19 protein-coding genes are annotated in these 23,065 nt (G+C 60.1%); 11 read left to right on the top strand and 8 right to left on the bottom strand.

The features are described 5' to 3' along the window. Positions 1 to 4: 4 nt before the first annotated feature. The 4 genes from HBO23_RS07105 to HBO23_RS07090 form a co-directional block, all read right to left on the bottom strand. Positions 5 to 1,270, bottom strand: coding sequence for a NupC/NupG family nucleoside CNT transporter (locus HBO23_RS07105; RefSeq protein ID WP_017135630.1), 1,266 nt, complete (start codon positions 1,268 to 1,270; stop codon positions 5 to 7). A 54-nt stretch (positions 1,271 to 1,324) separates the two neighbouring features. Beyond that, complete coding sequence (locus HBO23_RS07100; RefSeq protein WP_026013575.1) at positions 1,325 to 1,723, bottom strand: cytidine deaminase; 399 nt, start codon at positions 1,721 to 1,723, stop codon at positions 1,325 to 1,327. 172 nt (positions 1,724 to 1,895) lie between these two features. After that, positions 1,896 to 3,203: an LLM class flavin-dependent oxidoreductase gene (locus HBO23_RS07095; protein ID WP_170037217.1), complete on the bottom strand. Its 1,308-nt coding sequence runs from the start codon at positions 3,201 to 3,203 to the stop codon at positions 1,896 to 1,898. After that, a complete protein-coding gene (locus HBO23_RS07090; RefSeq protein ID WP_170037214.1) occupies positions 3,200 to 4,171 on the bottom strand; it encodes an ABC transporter substrate-binding protein in 972 nt (323 codons plus the stop codon). The genes HBO23_RS07095 and HBO23_RS07090 overlap by 4 nt, the downstream gene beginning before the upstream one ends. Positions 4,172 to 4,429: 258 nt before the next feature. On the opposite strand from HBO23_RS07090, the gene HBO23_RS07085 reads away from it, so the two are divergent. The 4 genes from HBO23_RS07085 to HBO23_RS07070 all read left to right on the top strand — a co-directional run bounded on the left by HBO23_RS07085 (position 4,430) and on the right by HBO23_RS07070 (position 11,235). Further along, on the top strand, positions 4,430 to 6,010 hold the full coding sequence (locus tag HBO23_RS07085) for an efflux transporter outer membrane subunit (protein WP_170037211.1): 1,581 nt from the start codon (positions 4,430 to 4,432) through the stop codon (positions 6,008 to 6,010). Between the two features lie 94 nt (positions 6,011 to 6,104). Then, positions 6,105 to 7,217 (top strand): efflux RND transporter periplasmic adaptor subunit, encoded by a 1,113-nt coding sequence (locus tag HBO23_RS07080; RefSeq protein ID WP_170037736.1) that lies wholly within the window; start codon positions 6,105 to 6,107, stop codon positions 7,215 to 7,217. A gap of 9 nt (positions 7,218 to 7,226) precedes the next feature. Next, positions 7,227 to 10,301: an efflux RND transporter permease subunit gene (locus HBO23_RS07075; RefSeq protein ID WP_099549768.1), complete on the top strand. Its 3,075-nt coding sequence runs from the start codon at positions 7,227 to 7,229 to the stop codon at positions 10,299 to 10,301. A gap of 37 nt (positions 10,302 to 10,338) precedes the next feature. Then, a complete protein-coding gene (locus HBO23_RS07070) occupies positions 10,339 to 11,235 on the top strand; it encodes a LysR family transcriptional regulator (protein WP_170037208.1) in 897 nt (298 codons plus the stop codon). 137 nt (positions 11,236 to 11,372) lie between these two features. On the opposite strand, the gene HBO23_RS07065 is transcribed toward HBO23_RS07070, so the two are convergent. Further along, positions 11,373 to 12,314: a cupin gene (locus tag HBO23_RS07065; protein ID WP_170037205.1), complete on the bottom strand. Its 942-nt coding sequence runs from the start codon at positions 12,312 to 12,314 to the stop codon at positions 11,373 to 11,375. Positions 12,315 to 12,594: 280 nt separating this feature from the next. Between HBO23_RS07065 and HBO23_RS07060 the strand changes: the two genes are divergently transcribed. Beyond that, a complete protein-coding gene (locus tag HBO23_RS07060; protein WP_017135623.1) occupies positions 12,595 to 13,464 on the top strand; it encodes an oxaloacetate decarboxylase in 870 nt (289 codons plus the stop codon). A 58-nt stretch (positions 13,465 to 13,522) separates the two neighbouring features. Here HBO23_RS07060 and HBO23_RS07055 read toward each other — a convergent pair whose 3' ends face one another. Further along, a complete protein-coding gene (locus HBO23_RS07055; protein WP_017135622.1) occupies positions 13,523 to 14,158 on the bottom strand; it encodes a hypothetical protein in 636 nt (211 codons plus the stop codon). 701 nt (positions 14,159 to 14,859) lie between these two features. Here HBO23_RS07055 and HBO23_RS07050 point away from each other — a divergent pair. Then, entirely contained in the window at positions 14,860 to 16,182 is a 1,323-nt protein-coding gene (locus HBO23_RS07050; protein ID WP_170037202.1) for an OprD family porin, read from the top strand. Positions 16,183 to 16,260: 78 nt separating this feature from the next. Here HBO23_RS07050 and HBO23_RS07045 read toward each other — a convergent pair whose 3' ends face one another. Next, positions 16,261 to 17,058, bottom strand: a complete 798-nt coding sequence (locus HBO23_RS07045; RefSeq protein ID WP_170037199.1) for a hypothetical protein — start codon at positions 17,056 to 17,058, stop codon at positions 16,261 to 16,263. Between the two features lie 148 nt (positions 17,059 to 17,206). Here HBO23_RS07045 and HBO23_RS07040 point away from each other — a divergent pair, with 148 nt between their 5' ends. Then, positions 17,207 to 17,587, top strand: coding sequence for a RidA family protein (locus HBO23_RS07040; protein WP_017135617.1), 381 nt, complete (start codon positions 17,207 to 17,209; stop codon positions 17,585 to 17,587). Between the two features lie 195 nt (positions 17,588 to 17,782). Next, positions 17,783 to 19,762 carry a U32 family peptidase gene (locus tag HBO23_RS07035; RefSeq protein WP_170037196.1) on the top strand — a complete coding sequence of 660 codons (1,980 nt, stop codon included), beginning with the start codon at positions 17,783 to 17,785 and terminating at the stop codon, positions 19,760 to 19,762. Here HBO23_RS07035 and HBO23_RS07030 read toward each other — a convergent pair. Continuing rightward, positions 19,740 to 20,645 (bottom strand): DMT family transporter, encoded by a 906-nt coding sequence (locus HBO23_RS07030; RefSeq protein WP_138449487.1) that lies wholly within the window; start codon positions 20,643 to 20,645, stop codon positions 19,740 to 19,742. The genes HBO23_RS07035 and HBO23_RS07030 overlap by 23 nt on opposite strands. 109 nt (positions 20,646 to 20,754) lie before the next feature. Between HBO23_RS07030 and HBO23_RS07025 the strand changes: the two genes are divergently transcribed. From HBO23_RS07025 to HBO23_RS07015, 3 genes are all read left to right on the top strand, one after another. After that, positions 20,755 to 21,195: an Lrp/AsnC family transcriptional regulator gene (locus HBO23_RS07025; RefSeq protein ID WP_170037193.1), complete on the top strand. Its 441-nt coding sequence runs from the start codon at positions 20,755 to 20,757 to the stop codon at positions 21,193 to 21,195. A 101-nt stretch (positions 21,196 to 21,296) separates the two neighbouring features. Beyond that, a complete protein-coding gene (locus tag HBO23_RS07020; RefSeq protein WP_170037190.1) occupies positions 21,297 to 22,154 on the top strand; it encodes an NmrA family NAD(P)-binding protein in 858 nt (285 codons plus the stop codon). Between the two features lie 270 nt (positions 22,155 to 22,424). Next, entirely contained in the window at positions 22,425 to 22,883 is a 459-nt protein-coding gene (locus tag HBO23_RS07015; protein WP_170037187.1) for a transposase, read from the top strand. Positions 22,884 to 23,065: the final 182 nt, after the last annotated feature.

The raw sequence follows: 23,065 nt of genomic DNA, 5'->3' as shown, positions 1-23,065 counted from the left end.
CTCCTTACAGCGAAATGAAAAAGCCGACAATCGCCGCGCTCATCAGGTTCGAAAGCGTACCGCCGATCATGGCCCGCAGGCCCAGCCGCGCCAGTTCTTGACGCCTTTGCGGGGCGATACCCGTGAGGCCGCCCAGTTGGATGGCAATCGAGGACAGGTTGGCAAAACCGCACAGGGCGAAGGTGACGATCACTTGGGTGTGTGCCGACAACAGCGGCACCCCGGCTGCGGCGGCCTTGTCCGCGGTCAGGTAGTTGGCCAGGTCGGCATAGGCGACGAACTCGTTGAGCACCAGTTTTTCCCCGATAAAACCGCCGGCCAGCACTGCCTCATGCCACGGCACCCCGAGCAGAAAAGCGATCGGCGCCAACACGTGCCCGAGCACCAGTTGCAAGGTCAGCTGCGGGTAGCCAAACCAGTTGCCCGCCCAACCGAGCAGCCCGTTGAACAAGGCGATCAGCGCGATAAACGAAAGCAGCATCGCGCCCACCGCCAACGCCAGGCGCAAGCCGACCTGCGCGCCCTCGGCAGCCGCGTCGATGATATTGGTCGGCCGATTCTCGGCCTGCCCCAGCTCTTCAATCACCTCGTCGGTGCGCGCCGCTTCGGTTTCAGGCTCCATAAGCTTGGCCATCAACAACGCCCCCGGCGCCGACATGAAACATGCGGCGATCAGGTATTTGAGTTCCACCCCAAGCCCGGCGTAACCGAGCAGCACCGAACCTGCTACCGCGGCAAAACCGCCGACCATCACCGCGAACAACTCAGAGCGCGTCAGCTTGGCAATGAACGGCCGTACCACCAGCGGCACCTCCGACTGGCCGATGAAAATCGCCGACGTCACCACCATCGACTCGACGCGACTGGTGCCCAGCAGCAGACGCAGGCCGCCGCCCACCAACCGGATAATCCAGCCCATCACGCCGATGTAATACAGCACCGAGATAAAGCTGCCGAAGAACACAATCATCGGCAACACCCGGATAGCGAATACAAACCCGCCATTTCCGAACACTTCAAACATATGCGGAGAACTCAAACCGCCGAACAGAAACTCGATGCCTTTGTTGGCGTAGAGCTGCAGGGAGGCTACCGCGCCCGACAGCGCGGCGAGCACCGTCTGGCCCCAGGGCACGTACAGCGCAAAAGCGCCGATCAGGACCTGGATCACAAAGGCGACCGAAACCGTGCGCCAGTTGATCGAGCGTCGCTGGTGGGATAAAGCAATGGCAATGACAATAAGGGTCGCTATTCCGACAAGACTGATCATGCAGGCGTCTCAATAATGGACCGAGCGGACACAGGCCAATTGGCCTGCCCAGGGTTAGAAAGCGTCGAAGGCGCCCGGCAACAATTGCGCCAGGGTCCAGGTACGCGTGGTGGCAGGGTCACTGCCCTGGCAAATCACCACTGCATCCTTGGCCATCAACTCCAGCATCACCTGGCGGCAGGCACCGCAAGGGCTTATCAGTGAAACGTTGGGTGCGTAAACCGCGATGGCCCTGAAACTGCCCGGCGCATGGCCCTGGCTGATGGCACTGAACAAGGCGCTGCGTTCGGCACAATTGGTCAGCCCGTAGGAGATGTTCTCCACGTTGCAGCCCAGTACGACCTCACCATCGGCGGTCAGCAATGCCGCGCCGACCGGAAACCTGGAATAAGGTGAATACGTACGCTCGGCCGCCCGCTTGGCCTCTTCCATCAAACGCTGTTCAATTGTCATTTACAGGGGCATCCCATTTTCTTGCGAGCACGTCCAGGAAGGTCGTGACGCTCTTATGGGTGTTATTAAAATAACATTTGATGTGAATACTCAATCTTTATTTTTAGCCGTGAGCGAAAGTGGGCTTGGCCTGCGCCGATAGTTGCAACAGGCCACACGCGCCAAACGCCCTCTATGCAACTCCCAACCCCAAACTCTCGCGCAACGTCGTGCCTTCATACGCCGCGCGATAAACCCCGCGCTCTTGCAACAACGGTATGACTTCCTGCGTAAACCGCGTGAACTGCCCCGGATGCCCAATATAAATATTGAACCCATCCACCGCCCGCGCCTGGAGCCAATCGGCCATTTTTTTCGCGACAGTATCCGCCGTCCCCACAAACGCCCCCGGCCGCAGTTGCCGGCCAAATTCAACCGTCTGACGCAAGGTAAACCCCTTCTCCCGCGCCTGATCAGCAATGCGCTTGGCATTGGTAAAAAAGCTGCTGCGTGCAGCCTCCAGACTCTCCTGCGGAAACGGCGCATCCAGGTCGTATTGGCTGAAATCATGCCAGCCGAAATTACGCCCAAACTCCTTCAGTGCCAGCTCAAAACTATGGTCAGCCTGATGGTAATACTGCTCGATTTCACGCGCATGCTCGTCGGTATCGCCTACATAGATTTCCGCGCCGGGCATCACCAGTAACTGCTCCGGGTCGCGCCCGTGTTGCAGCGCCCTGCCCTTTATATCCCGGTAAAACGCCCGGCCCTGCTCGATGCTGGCGGCGTGAGTGAAGATCACATCGGCGGTGGCGGCGCCCAGGTGGCGGCCTTGTTCCGAGTCACCGGCCTGGAAGATCACCGGCTGGCCTTGGGGCGAGCGCTGGATATTCAGCGGGCCGACCACTGAAAAGTGCTCGCCCTTGTGGTTCAGGCTGTGCAGTTTGCTGGGGTCGAGAAACTGGCCCGTCGCACGGTCGCGCACGAAGGCGTCATCCTCATAGGAACTCCACAAGCCCTGTACCACCTGAACATGTTCGGCGGCGCGGCCGTAGCGGGTGTCGTAGTCGTAATGCTCGTCACGGCTGTAGTTGCCGGCGGTGCCAGCGTCACCGCTGGTGACCACGTTCCAGCCGGCGCGGCCTTTGCTGATCAGGTCCAGGGAGGCCAAGCGCCGTGCCACGTTGTAGGGCGAGTTGTAGGACGTTGTCAGTGTGCCGACCAAACCGATATGCCGTGTGCTGACGGCCAATGCCGATAACAGGGTCAGCGGCTCCAGGCGATTGAGGTAGTGGGACGGCGAGCCGGGCGTGATGAACTGGCTGTCGACGATGAACATCAAGTCGAACAGTGCGGCCTCCGCCTGGCGGGCAATGTCGATGTACCAGTCGACGTTGACGCTGGCATCGGCCGGTAACTCGGGGTCAAGCCATAGGTTATGGCGGCCGGGGCCGCCGCAGCCCATCGTCAGGGCGCCAAGTTTCAGCTGTCTTTTAGTCATTTGTTCAGTGTTCCTTGAAGCGTTTTGGCCACGGCGGGTTGCAAGGCGGCCGCGAATGAATCGTCGAACAGGCTGGCCGCCGAATAGGACTTGACCAGGCCTTGGCTGGCAAAAAAGTCCACGGTCTTTTGCGCTTCCACCGGTGACTGGGCCGTGACCGGCTCAACCGTGGTGCGCGCGCGGGCAAACCAGGCGCGGGCGATGTCGGCATCGGCGCGGGTACGTTTGGCCCAGGCATCCGCATACGCATCGGCATTGGCCGGGCTTTGGCGTGTCCAGTCGCGGGCCTTCTTCAAGCGCTGCAGAAAGTCGCTGATGGGTGCGCGTTTGCTCTCCAAGGCCTTGGTGTTGGCGGCAATAAAGCTCTGCGCAGGTATCAACCCCTCAGCCGTTGCCAGCACCCGTGCGCCTTGGCGTTCCTGCTGGGTAACGTAGGGTTCCCAGGTGGCGATCACATCAACCGAGCCGCCTTCCAACGCATGGGAAGCATCCAGAGCGCTGAGGTAACGCAGCTCCAGCGAGTCATGTGGCACGCCGGCTTTGTCCAGCGCCGTCAGCAGCAGTTGCTGGCTCCAGGAGCCTTTCCAGATGGCCGCGCGCTTGCCGGCAAGGTCGGCAAGGCTGTGGATCGAGGAGTCTTTTCTAACCAGAATCGCCACGCCTTCGAGGTTCTGTCGGCTGATGCCAATCACTTTGATCGGCGCGCCGAGTGCCCCCAGGAACAACACCGGCGCATCCCCCAGCAGGCCGATGTCCAGGCTGTTGGCATTCAGCGCTTCGGCGACGGGCGAGCCGGCGGTGAATTGTTTCCATTCCAGGGTGTAGGGCAGGTCGTTGAGCACCCCCGCTGCTTCCATCACGGCCTGGGCGTTGTAGCTTTGGTCGCCTACCACCAGCGTTTGCGCGTGCGCAGTCAGGCATAGCAAGGCGGCGGTCATCCCGGCCGTCAGTGTTGTCAGGTAACGCACGTTTTTCTCCAGAAGCCTGTTTATAAGGAGGGAGAAGATGAGGGACTGATCATCCAGTGTAAAATACTGATTATGCATATCCTAATTCTACAAGAATGCGGGATATGCATTTTATAGCCATCAGTGCATCGGAAACTCAGGGGGCGACATTGCATAGCGCCCGGCACCACCTACACTGGTTTGAGTCCAGCGTCCCTGATGTACCTGCAGTCATTGCTCAACAAAAAAACAGTTAGCCAACTGATTAATAGAGTCAACATGAAAGAGCAGCCTCGGCAGCGTGTATCACACGTTCTCGCTCCGCTTAGCCTCCTGTGCCTGGCCCTCGCCGGCTGCACCGTCGGGCCGGATTTCGCCCGACCCGATGTGGCCGCGAACGCCGACTATTCAAAAGAAAAACTCACCACCACCGCCCACGCCGATATCGACACCGGTGGCGCCGCGCAGCGGCTGATCGCCGGGATGGATATTCCCGGGCAATGGTGGACACTGTTTCGTTCGCCCGCCTTGAACGCATTGGTCGAAGAAGCCTTGAAGGCCAACCCGGATGTGAGCGCCGCGCAAGCCGCGTTGCGCCAGGCCAACGAGCTGATCTATGCCGATCAAGCTTCGTTGTTCCCGTCGGTGAGCGGCAATGTGCAGAAGGCCCGTGAGAAAGTCTCGGGGGTCACCTCCGGCGTGCCGCAATCGCCAATACTGACCGTCAGTTCAGCGTCGCTGAGCGTCTCCTATGCCCCGGATGTGTTTGGCGGTACGCGCCGGCAAATCGAGTCGACCACGGCGCAGGCCGAATACCAGCGCTTCCAGCTGGAGGCGACTTACCTGACCCTGACTGCCAATGTGGTCAATACCGCCATCAGCCTCGCGTCTGTACGCGATCAAATCGCGTCTACCGAGGAAATCATCCGCCTGCAGGGCGGCCAGCTTGACCTGCTGCAAGCCCAGCGGCGTTTGGGGGCGATTGGCGATTCCGACGTGCTGACCCAGCAAACCGCACTGGCGCAAACCCGTGCGACCTTGCCGCCGTTGCAAAAGCAATTGGCGCAGACACGCAATCAGTTGATGGCCTACCTGGGGCGCTTCCCGAATCAGGACCAGGGCGAACGCTTCAACCTGGCGTCTTTACGGCTGCCCGAAGAACTGCCGGTGAGCCTGCCCTCGGCCATTGTTGGCCAGCGGCCGGATGTGCGTTCAGCCGAGGCTCAATTGCATCAGGCCAGCGCCAATATCGGCGTGGCCGTCGCCAACCAGTTGCCGCAGTTCAGCATTACCGGCTCGCTGGGTTCCACGGTGGCAAGCGGCACCAAGCTGTTTTCATCGGGCTCCGGCGTGTGGAGCCTGGCGGGTTCAATCACCCAGCCGATCTTTGACGCTGGCGCACTCGAACACCGCAAACGCGCAGCCGTGGCCGCTTACGACGAGTCGGCGGCGCGTTATCGCGGCACGGTGGTGACCGCCTTCCAGGACGTGGCCAACGCACTGCGGGCGCTGGAAGCCGACGCCGACGCGCTCAACCAGCAGGTCGTGGCAGAGCGCTCCGCGCAGGCCAACCTGGATCTGGTCCAGGCCCAGTTCCGTCTCGGCGCGGTGGCCTATATCAACCTGCTCACGGCCCAGCAGACCTATCAAAACACTGCACTGTCACGCGTGAAGGCCCAGGCCGCCCGCTACAGCGACACCACCGCCCTCTTCCAGGCCCTGGGTGGCGGTTGGTGGAACCGTGCGGATGTAAACCCGGACACCAAGGGCAGCCCGGATCGCTTCGGCCTGCCGTCGTGGCAGGAAATCATGCCGGCCAAGAGCAAAGCCGCGCCGGCCGATGCCGCGCGGCTCAACTGAATCAACAGTGAGAAACCCCATGGCTGAAGTCACCCCTGTGTCTGCCCCACCACCGGCCCCCAATGGTCCGCGCAAGCGGCGACTGTGGCGGCCGATGCTGATCATGATCGTGGTGGTGCTGGTGATTGTCGCGATCATTGCCGGGGTGAAGTTCGTGCAGATTTCGGCGCTGATCGCCCAGTCCAAACAGCCCTTGCCTGCAGCGGTGGTGACGGCGATGCAAGTGCCATTCAGCGATTGGCAACCCAGCGTCTCGGCGGTGGGCTCGATGAAGGCAGTGCGCGGCGTGGATGTGACCACGGAAGTGGGCGGCATCGTGCGCACCATCGGGTTCAAACCCGGCCAGGATGTCGAAGCCCAGGCACTGCTGGTGCAGTTGAATGCCGACTCCGACATCGCGCAACTGCACTCGCTCGAGGCCACAGCCGACCTCGCCGTCATCGTGCTCAAGCGTGACAAGGCGCAACTGGCGGTCAACGCAATCTCTCAGGCCCAGGTCGACAGCGACACCGCCGACTTGAAGGCCAAGCTTGCCGCCGCCGAGCAGCAGCGTGCGCTGGTGGCGAAAAAGACCATTCGCGCACCGTTTGCCGGGCGCATCGGTATCACCAGCGTCAACCCCGGCCAATACCTCAACCCCGGCGACAAGATCGCCACGTTGCAGACATTTGATCCTGTCTATATCGACTTCAGCGTACCGCAGACGCAGATGGAAGCCATCGCCATTGGCCAAAGCGTCGCGGTAACGGCTGACGGCCTGTCCAACCAGACGTTCAAGGGCCGTATCAGCACCATCGACACCCAGTTCGATGCCACCACGCGCAACATTACCGTTGAAGCAACCGTGGAGAACCCCAAGCAAAACCTGGTGCCCGGCATGTTTGCCCGTGCCGTGGTCAGCTCGGGCGCCACCCAACGCTACCTCACCGTCCCGCAAACGTCGGTGACCTACAACCCGTATGGCACCACGGTGTTCATTGCAACCTCGAGCAAGAATGACAAGGGTGACGAGGTGCTCACCGCGCAACAGACCTTTATCAAGACCGGGCCGACCCGTGGCGATCAGGTCGCGATCCTGTCGGGCGTCAAGGAAGGCGATCTGTTGATCACCAGCGGCCAGATGAAGCTCAAGAACGGCTCGCCGGTGAAGGTCGACAACAGCGCCGCGCCGCTGAACGACCCGGCGCCGACGCCCCAAGAACATTAAAGGTGTCCCATGAAGCTTACCGATACCTTTATCCAGCGACCGGTGTGGGCCATCGTCGTCTCGCTGTTCATTCTGATCCTGGGGCTGCGCTCGATTTTTGAACTGCCGGTGAATCAATGGCCGCGCACCGAAAATACCGTGGTCACCATCACCACCTCCTACTACGGCGCCGACGCCTCCACGGTCGCCGGTTTTATTACCCAGCCGCTGGAATCGGCGATTGCCCAGGCCCAGGGCATCGACTACCTGGCTTCGTCGAGCATCACCGGCATCTCCACCATCACCGCCACGCTGCGGCTGAACTACGACGCCAGCAAAGCCCTTACCGAGATCAACACACAGGTCAATTCGGTCAAGAACCAGTTGCCGGCGCAAGCCCAGGAGCCGGTGCTGACCATTGCCGTGGGGCAGACCACCGACGCCATGTACCTGGGTTTTTACAGCGACACGCTGCCGACCAATAACATCACCGACTACCTGGTGCGGGTAGTCAAGCCCAAGCTGGACTCGATCCAGGGCGTGCAAACCGCCGAGATCCTCGGTGGGCGCCAGTTCGCCCTGCGCGCCTGGCTGGACCCGGACAAACTGGCGGCGCATAACGTCACCGCGCAGGACGTGTCCACGGCGCTGGCCAACAATAACTACCTGTCGGCCGTTGGTTCGACACGCGGGCAAACCGTGACGGTCGACCTCACCGCCGGCACCGATTTGCACACGGTGGATGAGTTCAAGCGGCTGGTGATCAAGCAGAAAGGCGATGCGCTGGTGTACCTGGAGGATGTGGCCACCGTCACCCTTGGCGCCGAGAACTATGACAGCAGCGTGGCGTTTTCCGGCAAGCGCTCGGTGTTTATTGGCATCAAGGCGGCGCCCACCGCCAATATCCTCACCGTCGCCAGCAGCGTGCGCGAAGCCTTCCCCGAGTTGCAATCGCAACTGCCGGCCGGCGTGCGCGGCGAAATTGTGTATGACTCCACCGCGTTTATTAACACCTCGATTTACGAGGTGGTGAAGACCCTGGTCGAGGCCATGATCATTGTGTCGGTGGTGATCTACCTGTTCCTCGGCTCGTTCCGCGCGGTGATCGTGCCGTTGGTGGCGATCCCGTTGTCGTTGGTCGGCACCTTCTTTGTGATGTACCTGCTGGGCTATTCGATCAACCTGCTGACCTTGCTCGCACTGGTATTGGCCATCGGCCTGGTGGTGGACGACGCGATTATCGTGGTGGAAAACGTCGACCGGCACATCAAGGAAGAAGGCAAAGGCGTGCTGGAGGCCGCGCTGGTGGCGGCGCGGGAGTTGGGCGGGCCGATCATCGCGATGACTGTGGTGCTGATTGCCGCCTATGTGCCGATCGGGCTGCGCAGCGGGCTGACGGGCGCATTGTTCAAGGAGTTCTGTTTCTCGCTGGCGGGCGCTGTGACCGTGTCGGCCGTGGTGGCGTTGACCCTTTCACCGATGATGACCTCCAAGTTGTTCAAACCAGGGCAGGAAGAAGGTCGTTTCGCGCGCAAGCTCGATGACTATTTTGATTGGTTGCGCAAGCGTTACCACCGCGTGCTGGCGGGCGGCCTGAATATCTGGCCGGTGCTGGTGACCTTCGGTTTTGTGCTGTTCTTGCTGGTGGCCGCCAGTGGCATGACGGCCAAGAGTGAGCTGTCGCCCACCGAGGACCAAGGGCTGGTGTTTATGCAGATCAAAGGCCCACCCACCGCCTCACCGCAGCAGATGGAGCGGATTGCCGACCAGGCCTTCCAGATCGCCAATAAAGAGCCGGAATACGCGCAGATGTTCCAGCTCACCGGCCTGCCCGCGCTCAACCAGGGCCTGGGCGGCGTGCTGCTTAAAACCTGGGATGAGCGCACACGCTCCCAGGCCCAACTGATTCTGGATTTGCAGCAAAAGTGGAACCAGGTGCCGGGCGCCACCATTGCCGCCTTCCCGCTGCCCTCGCTGCCGGGCGCCCAAGGGCTGCCGGTGCAGTTTGTGATCACCACCACCGATTCGGTGGAAAACCTCAACGAAGTGGCGCAGGCGGTGATGGCCGAGGCACAGAAACAGCAGCTGTTCTGGTTCTCCGACATGGATTTGAAACTCGACAAACCTCAAGCCAAGCTGGTGGTGGACCGCGAAAAAATCGCCGCGTTGGGCATGACCCAGGCCGATGTAGGTGCCGCGCTGTCGGCGGCACTGGGTGGCAATTATGTGAACTACTTCTCCACCGCCGGGCGCTCCTACAAAGTCATTCCCCAGGTGCTGCAAGTCGACCGCCTCAACCCGGACCAGATTCTCGATTACTACATCCGCACGCCATCGGGCAGCATGATCCAGGCGCGCACGGTGGCGCACATCGAGACCTCGACCCAGCCGGAATCGATCAACCACTTCCAGCAACTCAACTCGGCAACGCTATCGGGCGTCAGCGGCGTGGCCCAGGGCGAGTTGCTGGCCAAGCTCAATACCATCCTCACCAACGTGGCACCGTCGGGCTACACCTCGGATTTCTCCGGCGAGTCGCGCCAGTTCATTCAGGAGTCTGGCGGCTTCGTCGGGCTGTTGTTGTTTTCGATCCTGATCGTTTACCTGGCGCTGGCGTTCCAGTTCGAGAGCTTTCGCGACCCGGTGGTGATTCTGTTCTCGGTGCCGCCTGCCCTGTTCGGCGCCCTGGCCTTTATCACCATGGGCTACGCCTCGATCAACGTGTACACCCAGGTCGGTTTGGTGACGTTGCTGGGGCTGATCACCAAGCACGGCATCCTGATCGTGCAGTTTGCCAACGAATTGCAGCGCGCTGGTCACAGCAAGCGTGAGGCGATTGAAGAAGCGGCGGCGGTGCGGCTGCGGCCGATCCTGATGACCACCGCCGCCATGGTGTTGGGCGTGGTGCCCTTGGTGTGGGCGTCGGGCGCTGGCGCTGCGGGGCGGCATGATATGGGCCTGGTGATCTTCAGCGGGCTGTCGATCGGCACGTTGCTGACGCTGTTTATGGTGCCGGCGATGTATATGTTTATTGGTGAAACCCATCATAAGGACGTCGAACAACCGGGATCCGTGCCCGTGGCGGTGCCTGACCACAGCCGGTAACCTGAGCGCTCACCCACGCTGACCACCGAGGCGGCACTTGGATTATTTCGCTGCGCTAACCGCCTTTGTCGAGGCCGCCGAAGGCAATAATTTCTCCCGGGCGGCTGAGCGACTGGGCATCAAGGCGTCTACCGTCTCGCGCTATGTGAAGGATCTTGAGCAGGACTTGGGCATCGCCCTGTTCAATCGCTCGACACGCACGCTGCACCTGACCGAAGGCGGCCAGACGTTTCTGCTGCACGCCCGCCGTGTGCTGGATGAGCTGGAGCAAGCCAAGGCAGCCACTTCGGCGCTCAACCAGCAACCTCGAGGGGTACTCAAGCTCAATTTGCCACCGGCGTTTGCCCGGCACCATATCCTGCCGGTCTTGAACGTGTTCCTGGCGCGCTACCCGCAAATCAAGCTGGAATTGGTGCTGGATAACGCCCAAGTCAACCTGATTCATTCAGGCGTTGACCTGGCCATTCGGATTGGCGCCCTGCCCGACTCCACGCTCAAGGCGCGCAAGATCTGCGCGGGAAAGTACCTGCTGGTGGCCAGCCCGGGGTTTTGTGCGCAGCACGCGGCCCCGTCGACTCCGGCAGACCTGGCCGGCCTGCCCGCCATCCTGAGCACGCATGATGTTGCCTTCGAGGCCGGTGGTGAAGTCCTGCCGCTGGTATACGGCGACTGTATCCGCATCAACGACCTGGACGCGCAGTTGCTCGCTGCACGCCAAGGCTTGGGCTTTGCCTTGCTGCCTGATTGGCTGGTGAGCAAAAGCGTTGAGGCGGGTGAGTTGCAGGTCTGGTTGCCGCACTGGAGCATTCTGGGGGCTGAACAGGCGTTTGCGGTGTGGTTTGTCTACCCGCCCAAGCGGATCGTGTCGTCCAAGGTGCGCTGTTTTATCGACTTTGTCGTCGAGCAACTGGGTGAAACGCCCTATTGGAAATAAGGCCGACCTGAGCGGCTGGCACTAAAGCAAAACCTGTGGGAGCTGGCTTGCCTGCGATGCAAGCACCTCGGTACATCAGGCATACCGAGTTGATGCAATCGCAGGCAAGCCAGCTCCCACATTTTGACCGAATACTGTCAGCTGAAGCGGATATCCAGCGCCCGCAGGTAGGTTTGCAGCCCGGCGTCCTGGATAGGGATCAGGAATGCCTCGGTGTCTGACTCATTGAAGTGCGCATGCCAGTAACCCGGCGGTGTCACGAACGCCAGCCCCGGCGACCAGTCCACCCGCACCGGATTACGGATCTGGCCATCAGCGTCCAGCTCCGTGCCCACCAGCGAATAGCAACCCTCGGGGCAGTTGATGATAAAGTCCAGCGCAATCGACTGGTGCCGGTGCGGCTTCTGGATCGAGCCCGCCGGCAGAATGCCGTACATGGCCCAGAGCACATGCGTGACGGTTCGGGTTTGGGGGAAATTGCGGTTGCCCAGCAAAATGCTGATGCGGCTGCGGTCCTGGGCGCGGGGGTCATCCGCTGCTTCCCGCAGCTTCTGGTTGGCCAGCGCGGCGGGATACAACGTCGGCACGAAGCGATCAGTGCTGCGGGTCACGCCCAGGTAGCGCAACAGCGGTTCATCATGCACGTAGTACAGGCGTGCATCCTGTGAAGCGCTGAAACGCGCGGGCTGCAGGCCAGGCAGCGCGATAAAGCAACCGCTGGACCATTGGATCTCATGTTCGCCCTGCACCACGCGGCCTTCGCCTGCGATGACATAAAACACCTGTGAGGTCGCATTGGGGTGCAGGTCCAGGGCGTCACCGGCGTTCAACCGGATAAAATTTGCGCACAACCCTGGCCCGGTCGCCGGGCCTTCACAGCCCAGCGCTTGGCTGAGGTCCAGCGCGACCACCCGCGAGGCGCCGCTGTCGTAGAGCGAGGCCGGGAAGCTGTGGTAGGGAATCCGGGTAATCAGGTTGGCGCTGATCGGGTTGGCCGCCTTGCTGTACTCGAAGTACTCGGCGTCCACTTGCTCGTTTGGCACTGTATCGGTCAGGTCGGGTTTGAACTCGCTGTTCATGGTTCACCTCAGGCTTGGGCGGGTTTGAATCCACTATAGGCATTGCGCTTGCGGGGATTAAGCACTCCGCCGGCACAGCAGTTGTGCAGGATGGGGCGGCTTTGCCCCGCGACGGTGCAATCGGCCTGTCCAGCGCCTGAGCGTGAACCGATGATCCATGTGTTCGGCGCCTGTCTCATGCTCAAACGTCATAATCCCAGGTTCCTCTGCGTGGTAATCTTGGCGCCACCACGAATAGACATTGATCGTCACATGACGATGACCAAAGCCAGGAAAGAACATGCCAAAGATTTCTCACTCAGCGTTGCGCCGCAACTTCCGTGAACTGCTTGCAAAACAAATCTGCGTTGAAACCGCCTCCGTCTTCGACCCCATGTCCGCGCGCATCGCCGCCGACCTGGGCTTTGAAGTCGGTATCCTCGGTGGTTCGGTCGCCTCGTTGCAGGTACTTGCAGCCCCCGATTTTGCGTTGATCACACTGAGTGAGTTCGTTGAACAGGCCACCCGCATCGGCCGCGTCGCCCAACTGCCGTTTATTGCCGACGCCGACCACGGTTACGGCAACGCTTTGAACGTGATGCGCACCGTCGAAGAGCTTGAGCGTGCCGGTGTGGCCGCGCTGACCATTGAAGACACGCTGTTGCCGGCGCAGTTCGGGCGCAAATCCACCGACCTGATTTCCGTCGAAGAAGGGATCGGCAAAGTGAAGGCGGCGCTTGAAGCGCGTGTCGACCCTGAACTGTCGATCATCGCGCGCACCAACGCCGGTGTGCTGCCGACCGAAGATGTGATCGCACGCACCAAGGCCTATGAGAAAGCCGGCGCCGACGGCATCTGCATGGTTGGCGTCAAAGACTTCGACCACCTTGAGCAGATCGCCGCCAACCTGACGGTGCCGTTGATGCTGGTGACCTACGGCAACCCGCAGCTCAATGACAGTGAGCGTCTGGCGGCCCTGGGCGTGCGCATCGTGGTGGCCGGCCACGGCGCCTACTTTGCGTCGATCAAGGCCACTTACGACAGCCTGCGCGCCCAGCGCAAACTGACCAGCAGCACGTCCAACCTCAGCGCTACGGAGCTGACCCATACCTACACGTTGCCGGAAAGCTATGTGGCGTGGGCTGAAGAGTTCATGGACGTTAAAGAGTAATTGCCGCAACGGTGCTGATTGTTGCAATCAGCACCGGATACTCACGGTGAGGGCTGCTTCAATCAATCCTCCAGCGTTCCCCGCGATTATTACCCGTGCCTTTGTAGCCGCCGTCTCCATCCGGCTCCCAGCCGCCCCCCGCATTCAAGCCGGTGCCGATAAAGCCACCGCGACCATCGGACTCAAGCCCCCTGCCCTCGTTCTTGCCGGTGCCTACATAGCCGCCCCGACCATCGGACTTGTACCCACGCTTGCGGTACTCGCCGGTGCCCTCATACCCGCCGTTGCCATCGGAGCGCCAACTGGCGCCTGAGGCCTTGCCGTCGCCACGGAAATAGCCTTTGCCGTCAGACCGGTAATCCTCACCTGAGTTAAAACCTGTGCCCTTGTACCCGCCCGAACCGTCCGGGCTGAACCCGCGGCCATTGTTGTAGCCGATGCCTCTGAGACCACCGTCATCAGCGGGAATATAGCCTTTGCCGATATTTTTACCAGTGCCCCTGAGTGATCCATCTTCTTGCAACGCGTAGTCACCGCCCAGGTTTCCCCCGGTACCTCTAAGGCCGCCGTGGCCGTCCGGCTCATAACCGTTCCCTGTATTGATGCCGGTGCCAATAAAACCTTCGGCCGCCAGCGCTGAGGCACTAAGCCCCAATAAAACGGTAGCAAGCAGGATACATGACGCTTTTTTCATGAGGCCTCTGGTCCTTTCAGAGAGGATGATGGGCGCCATGATAGGGCATGGGTTCTGCGCCGCAACTGCAACCCAAGTAAAACAGGCAACCATTGTGGCGAGGGAGCTTGCTCCCGCTGGGGCGCTAAGCGTCCCTGAAAAACGGGCCTGCTGCGCAGTCCAGCGGGAGCAAGCTCCCTCGCCACAGTGATGGTGTTGCGCCTTGAGTCAGTAATTGGCGTTGGGATTTCCCACGTCCACCTTCGCGCAGTGTGTCTTTCACGCCACTCTGGGAAGGATTATTGGAGCGCAACTGAAACTGTCTTGTTACAAACAAATAATTAGGCGCGCGCAAGCAAATCGCCACTACTGATGGCGACTTAAAAGTATCAACATGGATATATATTTATTGATATCAGCTTAAAAAATCCGCCGCAGAGCCTGCGGCGGCAAACCAAAGGTTTTGTCGAAGCAGAGCGGCTAAGACCCTGTCAACGCTACACCCATGGGACATTAAAAGAGGTGAAGTTTAATTAATCGAGTTTAATCCTCGGCACCGCTGCTGCCCTCGAAAAATATGATAAAAATCAGCTTCGACAACCACGTCGAGCACAATAAAAACAGCATTACGCTCACCTGAAACATCTGCCATACAACCTTAAGCGCAATCCAAGCATGCGGTGTTTCTGTGCACGCGTTAATTATTCCGGGGAACTAACAACATGATCAAACAGTGGAGCCTGTTAACGCTGGCGGTGTGCGCCAGTATCAGCCAAGCGGCCCTCGCCGAGTCAGTCAGTGACCAGGCCGATTCCAAAGGTTTTATCGACGGCAGCAGCATTACCGGGCTGTTGCGCAACTATTACTTCGACCGCGACCGCCAAAGTGGCAAGGCCGACAACCGCGACTGGACCCAAGGCGCGATGCTCAACTACGCCTCGGGCTTTACCCAGGGCACCATCGGTTTTGGCGTGGATGCCTACGCCTACGGCGCGATGAAACTCGACGCCACCCACGCCGATGCCGGCACCGGTGAATTACCGACCAACCGCAATGGCGACCCGGAAAATGGCTATGGCTCAGTGGGCGCTGCGGTAAAGATCAAGGTTTCCAAGACCCAGCTTAAATTCGGTGACATGCAACCCACCGCGCCGGTATTCGCCACCGGCGGCACGCGCATTCTGCCGCAGACCGCCACCGGGTTTGACCTGACCAGCAGCGAAATCGCAGGCCTGGACCTGGAAGCCGGGCACTTCACCAGCACCAACAGCGGCATGACCAGCAACCATGACCACGATATCTACGCGACCTACGCCAACGTGGCGGCCAACAGCGCAAGTTTTGTCGGCGGCAAATACACCTTTACCCCATCGTTGAGCGCGACCCTGTATGCCGGTGAGCTGGAAGACATCTGGCGCCAGTACTACACCAACCTCAACTACGTGATCCCACTGGGGCATGACCAGTCACTCGCGCTGGACGGCAACCTGTACCGCACCCTCGACACCGGCAGCGCCAAGGCCGGGGCCATCAACAACACCACCTACTCGGTGGCGGCGGCCTACTCGTTCCTGGCGGCGCATACCCTGACGCTGTCGTTCCAGAAAGTCCACGGCGACACGCCGTTCGACTACATCGGCACCGGCAACAATGGCGCGGGCGAAGGCGGCGACTCGGTGTTCCTGGCCAACTCGATCCAGTGGGGCGACTTCAACGGGCCGGGTGAACAGTCGTGGGGCATTCGTTATGACCTGAACATGGCCAGCTACGGCGTACCGGGCCTGAGCTTCATGACCCGCTACGTCAACGGCTCGGACATCAATGGCACCCACACCCCGACCAACAGTGCCTACGCCGGCGACTATGGCGCCGGCGGCGACCACCACGAGACCGATGTGGAAGCCAAATACGTGCTGCAAAGCGGCCCGGCGAAGAACCTGTCGTTTCGTGTGCGTGACGCCATGGTTTCATCCAACGCCGACCAACGCGACGGCAAGTTGAATGAGCTGCGGGTGATCGTCGACTATCCGTTTACTCTGTTGTAAGTGACTTGGATGCGCGGGCCGATGGTTTCGTGGCCCGCGCAGACCGGTCTGGGGCTGTGCAGCACGTTTTCAAACGTCTCACGACCTGACAATGAACCCGCTGTAATCGGTGGACGGCTGCATTTCATAGTAAGTCTGCTGAGCATTGAGCGTAGGAACAGGACCATGCAGGAATAATCTCACGTGCTGGCCACTGGTCCAGCCTTCAGCCACAGGGTCATTGGGTTTGATTTTCACACGGATGGGCACGGGCTTATTGGCTGTCTCGAACTTCAGCCAAGTCACGACCAAGATGGCTTTGTCCAGGACAGTGGCAGTCGCTTGGGCATACATGACCTTCTGATCACATCCCAGCAGCGCAATGTTCTTTTGGGATGCGTTCATCTGAGCGAAAGCATCGAAGTAAGTCAGTTGTTGCCCGGCGATCGATAACGGCACTTGCTGATGTTTACTCACTGACATTGCGGACCATGCGTCGACCACTTCGGCCAATGTGCCCGGGTGCATGGCAGGCGCCTTACTTACCTGCGCTACCAAAGCCTGCTTTTGCATCTGCGAAGGCTTGGCTCCTTTACGTCGCTTGGCCAGTTTGCCCAGATGACTGGGAATCAACGGCGGCGCTATATGGGCAGGTCTTGGAGTGAGTTGCACAGGAACGTCGGACGCTTGAGTTTTCTCCTTTTCGTGGGCGCAGCCCGGCTCGTGTGAATTCAGGGCTTTGAAAAAAAAGTTATTCCTTTTCGAAATTGAAGCTACAACTTCTTCGAGGCAACAATCGCAAAAATAGAAGAGTTCTCTGTCGCTATGGGCAAAGCTGGCTGACACCTTCGCATCCATGTCCCAACACACTGCCACCGTCATCAGTTCTTTTGCCATTAGGTGTGCTTCCGTTCACTTAACGTTGTTTAGCACACCAGCTTACCCATCAACGTTGTGAACGACCACCGCAACGGACGCCGTGACCTTGCCGTCCCCTGTGTTTAAACTGCGCGCCAACGTTCGTTCAAACTTTTATGAGGCGCCCATGGCCAACCACGACCTGTCCTTCACCCCCGACCCGGATGCCGACTCCATCTCCAGCGACGTCATCGGCTTCAATGGCATCCTGGTTTCCACCCAAATCCCGACGCACGCCGACGGCAGCCTGGAACTGGGCGATATCACCCTGCAAAGCGAATGCACCCTGCAAGCGCTGAAGGTCGCGCTGGAGAAAGCCGGCAGCTCCATGGACCGGGTGATGCACCTGACCATCTACCTCACCGACATGGCTGACCGCGCGGCATTCAACGAAGTCTACAAACGCTTTTTCGCCAAGCCCTGGCCCGTTCGTGCCGCCGTTGGCGTGGCTGCCTTGGCGGTAGAAGGCATGCGCGTGGAAGTCACCGCGATGGCCGCCAAAGCCTGAGTTCCAAGCCTCAGCACACATCCACTGTGGGAGCTGGCTTGCCTGCGATGGCATCACCTCGGTATGCCTGATGTACCGGGTTGCCTGCATCGCAGGCAAGCCAGTTCCTACATGACAGCCCTGCGGTAGATGCCGGTCAGGCATTTCACAGCTACAATGCGCGCCTCAACCGTGACAAGCCTGACTAAAAAAACTATGTCCTTGCCCAAGCACCACCTGGAATTGCTCAGCCCTGCCCGTGATGTCGCCATTGCGCGCGAGGCTATCTTGCATGGCGCCGACGCCATCTACATCGGCGGCCCAAGCTTCGGCGCGCGCCATAATGCGTGCAACGAGGTGAGCGATATCGCTCAACTGGTGGAATTCGCCCGCCGTTACCACGCCCGCGTGTTCACCACCATCAACACCATCCTGCATGACAACGAGCTGGAACCTGCGCGCAAGCTGATCCATCAGCTCTACGACGCTGGTGTCGATGCCTTGATCGTGCAAGACCTGGGCGTGATGGAGCTGGATATTCCGCCCATCGAGTTGCACGCCAGCACCCAGACCGATATCCGCACCCTGGCCCGCGCCAAGTTTCTCGACCAGGCCGGTTTCTCGCAGTTGGTATTGGCCCGTGAGCTGAACCTGCAAGAGATCCGCGCCATCGCTGACGAGACCGATGCCGCCATCGAGTTCTTCATTCACGGTGCGCTGTGCGTGGCGTTCTCCGGGCAGTGCAATATCTCCCACGCACAAAATGGCCGCAGCGCCAACCGTGGCGACTGCTCCCAGGCCTGCCGCCTGCCGTACACCTTGAAAGATGACCAGGGCCGCGTCGTGGCCTTTGAAAAGCACCTGCTGTCGATGAAAGACAATAACCAGAGCGCCAACATCCGCGCCCTGGTCGAAGCCGGCGTGCGTTCGTTCAAGATCGAAGGTCGCTACAAAGACATGGGCTATGTGAAGAACATCACCGCCTATTACCGCCAGCGCCTTGATGATGTGCTCGAAGACCGCACGGACCTGGCCCGTGCCTCCAGCGGCCGTACCGCGCACTTCTTCCTGCCCGACCCGGAAAAAACCTTCCACCGTGGCAGCACCGACTATTTCGTCAGCGACCGCAAGATCGACATCGGCGCCTTCGACACCCCAACCTTTACCGGCCTGCCGGTGGGTGTGGTGGAAAAAGCCGGCAAGCGCGACTTGCAGGTGGTCACCCATGAGCCGCTGTCCAATGGCGACGGTCTCAATGTGCTGATCAAGCGTGAAGTGGTGGGCTTCCGTGCCAACATCGCCGAAGCCAAGGGCGAGTTCGAGGAAGACGGCCAGAAGCGCTATCGCTACCGCGTCGAGCCAAATGAAATGCCGGCCGGCCTGCATCAACTGCGCCCGAACCATCCGCTGAACCGCAACCTCGACCATAACTGGCAACAAGCGCTGCTCAAAACCTCCGCCGAGCGCCGCATCGGCCTGGCCTGGGTGGCACGCCTGCGTGAAGACCAGCTTGAAGTCACCGCCACCAGCGAAGAAGGCATCAGCGCCAGCGTCATCCTGCCCGGCCCGTTTGGCGTGGCCAACAAGCCGGAACAGGCGCTCGACACCCTGCGCGATCTGCTCGGCCAACTCGGCACCACCGAATACCACGCCACGCACATCGAGCTGGATGCGCCGCAGGCGTTCTTCATCCCCAACTCGCAGCTCAAGGCCTTGCGCCGTGAAGTGATCGAAGCACTGACTGCCGCACGCGTTGCCGCGCACCCGCGTGGCGGGCGCAAAGCTGAAACCTCACCGCCGCCGGTCTACCCGGAAGCGCACCTGTCGTTCCTGGCCAACGTCTACAACCAGAAGGCCCGTGATTTTTATCACCGTCACGGCGTCAAGCTGATCGACGCGGCCTTCGAAGCCCACGAAGAAACCGGCGAGGTGCCGGTGATGATCACCAAGCACTGCCTGCGTTTCTCGTTCAACCTGTGCCCTAAACAGGCCAAGGGTGTGACCGGCGTGAAAACCAAGGTGGCGCCGATGCAGTTGATTCACGGCGACGAAGTGCTGACCCTCAAGTTCGACTGCAAGCCATGCGAGATGCACGTGGTGGGCAAGATCAAGGGGCATATCCTTGGGCTGCCGCAGCCGGGCAGTAAGGTGGAGCATTTCAACCCGGAAAACATCATCTTTCAGGGCACGCACTAGCCCTTGGGGCGCGGGGCCACCACCAGCCCCGCTGCAACCCCGCTGCCGCCAGCAGGATTGCGGCCACGCCCAGCCATTGCAGCCAGCCCAGGCGATGGCCGAACGCAATCCAGTCAACAAAAATCGCCGCAATCGGATAGATAAACGACAGTGCCCCGGTGATGGCGGTGGGCAGTTTCTGGATCGCGCCGTACAACAACACGTACATCAAACCGGTGTGTACCACCCCAAGCGTCACCAGTGCAGCCCACGCATTGGTTGACACAGGCAGGCTGTTCCAGGGCACCAGCGGCGCGAGTAACAGTGCGCCGGTTGTCACCTGGATCAACGCCATCAAATGCGGCGGCACTTCCTTCAGGCGCTTGATGATCAGCGCGGCAATCGCATACAAAAATGCCGCCCCCAAGGCCAGCGCAATACCCGCAAGGTAAGCCTCGCCACCGCTTTGCTGCTCACCATGGGCGGTGACAATCGCCAACATGCCGAGGAACGCGACGCTCAACCACGCCATTTTCTGCACGGTGATTTTCTCACCGAGAAATACCGCGGCCAGCATCACCAACATAAACGGCTGCACGTTGTAGACCGCCGTGCTGATGGCAATTGAGGCGTGGGAATAGGATTCGAACAACAGCAGCCAGTTGCCGACGATGGCCACGCCACTGAGCATCGCCAAGCCGAACTTGGCCCAGGTGAGCAATTCCAGGCGCAGATAACCCAACAATGCGCAGACCAGCAACAAGGCCAGTGCGCCGATCACGCAGCGCCAGAACACCACCTCGATCACCGATACACCAGAGACCAATACAAACCAGCCAATGGTGCCCGAGATCAGCATGGCGGCGACCATTTCCCACGACCCGCGACGGATAGATGTGTCCACGATGAAAGCTCCTCAAGTGAGGCGCAATTATGGCAATCTGCTGGTCAGCGGCTCCAGCGACTAAAAAAGGCAAAACCCTTTATTCACCTTTTGTTATTAGGCAGGCAGCATGATTGACACCATCGACCAGCAACTGATCAGCGCCTTGATGGACGACTCGCGCCTGTCGCTCAAGACCTTGGCGGGCATTACCGGGCTGTCATCGCCCAGTGTCGGCGAGCGCTTGCGGCGCCTTGAAGAGCGCGGCGTGCTCACCCACTACACGGTAGATATTGACCCCAAACACTTCGGCTACCTGCTGCAAGCCATCGTGCGTATCCGCCCCCTGCCCGGCAAGTTGCAGGAGGTGGAGCGCCAGATCCAGGCAATCCCCGAATTCACCGAGTGTGACAAGGTCACCGGCGACGACTGCTTTATCGCACGCTTGCATGTGCGCACCATGGACCAGCTCGACAGCCTGCTCGACCGCCTTAACGTGTATGCCGAAACCAACACGGCCATCGTCAAGAAAACCCCGGTAAAACGCCGTTTGCCGCCTCTCGCCGATTAGTGATTTTGCGTCATTAAAGCAGTGACGCAGTCGCTATTCTGTCATCACTGGCCGATCTTTATGCTGGGCTCCACTCAATGGAAACCACAGGTATAAAGCTCATGTATGTGATTACGGGTATTACCGGCAAAGTCGGCGGCGCACTCGCGCGTAACCTCATCAAAGCTGGCCAGCCGGTGCGCGCGGTGATTCGCGATGCGGGCAAAGCAGCTTTTTGGGCCGATCAAGGTTGCGAAGTAGTGTTTGCGCAGATGGACGACGCACAGGCATTAACCGAAGCGTTCATGGGCGCAACCGGCGTGTTTATCCTGCCGCCTCCCGGGTTTGATCCGCAGCCGGGTTTTCCCGAAGCCCGTGCGGTGATTGCCGCAGTCAGCCAAGCGCTGCAGGCAGCTGCGCCGAACAAGGTGCTGTGCCTCTCGACCATCGGTGCCCAGGCTACTGAGGTCAACTTGCTGACCCAGCGTACCCTGATGGAACAGGCCCTGAGCGCACTGGACCTCCCGGTCACCTTCCTGCGCCCCGCGTGGTTTATGGAAAATGCGCTGTACGACGTGATCACCGCGCGTGAAACCGGCGTGATCCACAGCTTTCTGCAACCTCTGGACAAGTCGGTGCCGATGATCGCCACGGCGGATATCGGCACCCTCGCCGCGCAGTTGCTGCAACAGGCGTGGGCCGGCCATCGGGTGGTTGAACTGGAAGGCCAATGGGTCAGCCCCAACGACATCGCCCAAGGCTTGTCACAGGTGCTCGGCCGCGACGTGCACGCTGAAGGGGTGGCGCGTGACACCTGGGAAGCCTTGTTGCGCGCCCAGGGCGCTCAGAACCCACTGCCACGTATGCGCATGGTCGATGGGTTCAATGAAGGCTGGATCTGTTTTGAGCATGAGCAGGTGCTTAAGGGGGAAACATCGTTGCTGACCGTACTGCGCGAGCTGGTGGATAACACCCACTGAGTATTGCAAACAGGCTTCCCGTGGCGAGCAGGCTTGCCCTGCGTTGGGCTGCGCAGCAGCCCTAAAACAGTCACCGCGTATTTCCAGGTGTATTGCATCGTCAGATGCAGGGGCCGCTTCGCGCCCCAACGCAGGGCAAGCCTGCTCGCCACAACACGCCAATTCAACACAGGGGGATGGGGGTAGAAATATCGGGACACGCAAGTCTCCCGGGCTGGGCCAATTGCGCTGCTAGCGTCAAAGTCTCTTATTCATGCAAGGAACAACGGCGTGTCTCCTCAACCCAACTCCCATCTGTTACGTCGTGGCCGCTATTCAGAAACCGGTCGTGCTTATTTGGTCACTGCCGTGGTACATCAGCGTCTGCCCTTGTTTCGGGATTTCCAGCTAGGCCGTTTGTTGGTCGCAGAATTTAAACGAACTCACGAAGCGGGCCAGGTCAACTCACTGGCGTGGGTGGTGATGCCGGATCATTTTCATTGGTTGTTCGACCTGAACAACTCAACTCTGCGCGATGTGATGCGCCAGACCAAGTCGCGCAGCACACTCAGCATCAATCGAGCCCGAGGCAGTCGAGAAAGATTCTGGCAGCGTGGTTACCATGACCGCGCCGTTCGAGCCGATGAAGATGTTCTGAAAATGGCCCGCTATATCATTGCTAACCCGCTAAGAGCCGGGCTGGTGGAACACATTGGCGATTATCCGTTATGGGATGCGGCCTGGTTATAAAAAGCTTACTGGATGCACCGACCTGTTCTAGCAAACAGGCTCCCTGTGGCGAGCAGGCTTGTTGTGGCGAGCAGGCTTGCCCTGCGTTGGGCTGCGCAGCAGCCCCAAAACAGTCACCGCGTATTTCCAGGTGTATTGCATCGTCAGGTATAGGGGCCGCTTCGCGCCCCAGCGCAGGGCAA

It is taken from the genome of Pseudomonas sp. WS 5532, assembly GCF_012985445.1.
GTDB classification, from domain to species: Bacteria; Pseudomonadota; Gammaproteobacteria; order Pseudomonadales; family Pseudomonadaceae; genus Aquipseudomonas; species Aquipseudomonas edaphica.
This window is presented reverse-complemented; position numbering and strand designations above follow the sequence as displayed.

What these genes read in the sequence shown, in the direction of transcription:
- HBO23_RS07105 (WP_017135630.1), bottom strand. Translation starts at nt 1,270, where the DNA reads ATGATCAGTCTTGTCGGAATAGCGACCCTTATTGTCATTGCCATTGCT.
- HBO23_RS07100 (WP_026013575.1), bottom strand. Translation starts at nt 1,723, where the DNA reads ATGACAATTGAACAGCGTTTGATGGAAGAGGCCAAGCGGGCGGCCGAG.
- HBO23_RS07095 (WP_170037217.1), bottom strand. Translation starts at nt 3,203, where the DNA reads ATGACTAAAAGACAGCTGAAACTTGGCGCCCTGACGATGGGCTGCGGC.
- HBO23_RS07085 (WP_170037211.1), top strand. Translation starts at nt 4,430, where the DNA reads ATGAAAGAGCAGCCTCGGCAGCGTGTATCACACGTTCTCGCTCCGCTT.
- HBO23_RS07080 (WP_170037736.1), top strand. Translation starts at nt 6,105, where the DNA reads ATGCTGATCATGATCGTGGTGGTGCTGGTGATTGTCGCGATCATTGCC.
- HBO23_RS07075 (WP_099549768.1), top strand. Translation starts at nt 7,227, where the DNA reads ATGAAGCTTACCGATACCTTTATCCAGCGACCGGTGTGGGCCATCGTC.
- HBO23_RS07065 (WP_170037205.1), bottom strand. Translation starts at nt 12,314, where the DNA reads ATGAACAGCGAGTTCAAACCCGACCTGACCGATACAGTGCCAAACGAG.
- HBO23_RS07060 (WP_017135623.1), top strand. Translation starts at nt 12,595, where the DNA reads ATGCCAAAGATTTCTCACTCAGCGTTGCGCCGCAACTTCCGTGAACTG.
- HBO23_RS07055 (WP_017135622.1), bottom strand. Translation starts at nt 14,158, where the DNA reads ATGAAAAAAGCGTCATGTATCCTGCTTGCTACCGTTTTATTGGGGCTT.
- HBO23_RS07050 (WP_170037202.1), top strand. Translation starts at nt 14,860, where the DNA reads ATGATCAAACAGTGGAGCCTGTTAACGCTGGCGGTGTGCGCCAGTATC.
- HBO23_RS07045 (WP_170037199.1), bottom strand. Translation starts at nt 17,058, where the DNA reads ATGGCAAAAGAACTGATGACGGTGGCAGTGTGTTGGGACATGGATGCG.
- HBO23_RS07040 (WP_017135617.1), top strand. Translation starts at nt 17,207, where the DNA reads ATGGCCAACCACGACCTGTCCTTCACCCCCGACCCGGATGCCGACTCC.
- HBO23_RS07035 (WP_170037196.1), top strand. Translation starts at nt 17,783, where the DNA reads ATGTCCTTGCCCAAGCACCACCTGGAATTGCTCAGCCCTGCCCGTGAT.
- HBO23_RS07025 (WP_170037193.1), top strand. Translation starts at nt 20,755, where the DNA reads ATGATTGACACCATCGACCAGCAACTGATCAGCGCCTTGATGGACGAC.
- HBO23_RS07020 (WP_170037190.1), top strand. Translation starts at nt 21,297, where the DNA reads ATGTATGTGATTACGGGTATTACCGGCAAAGTCGGCGGCGCACTCGCG.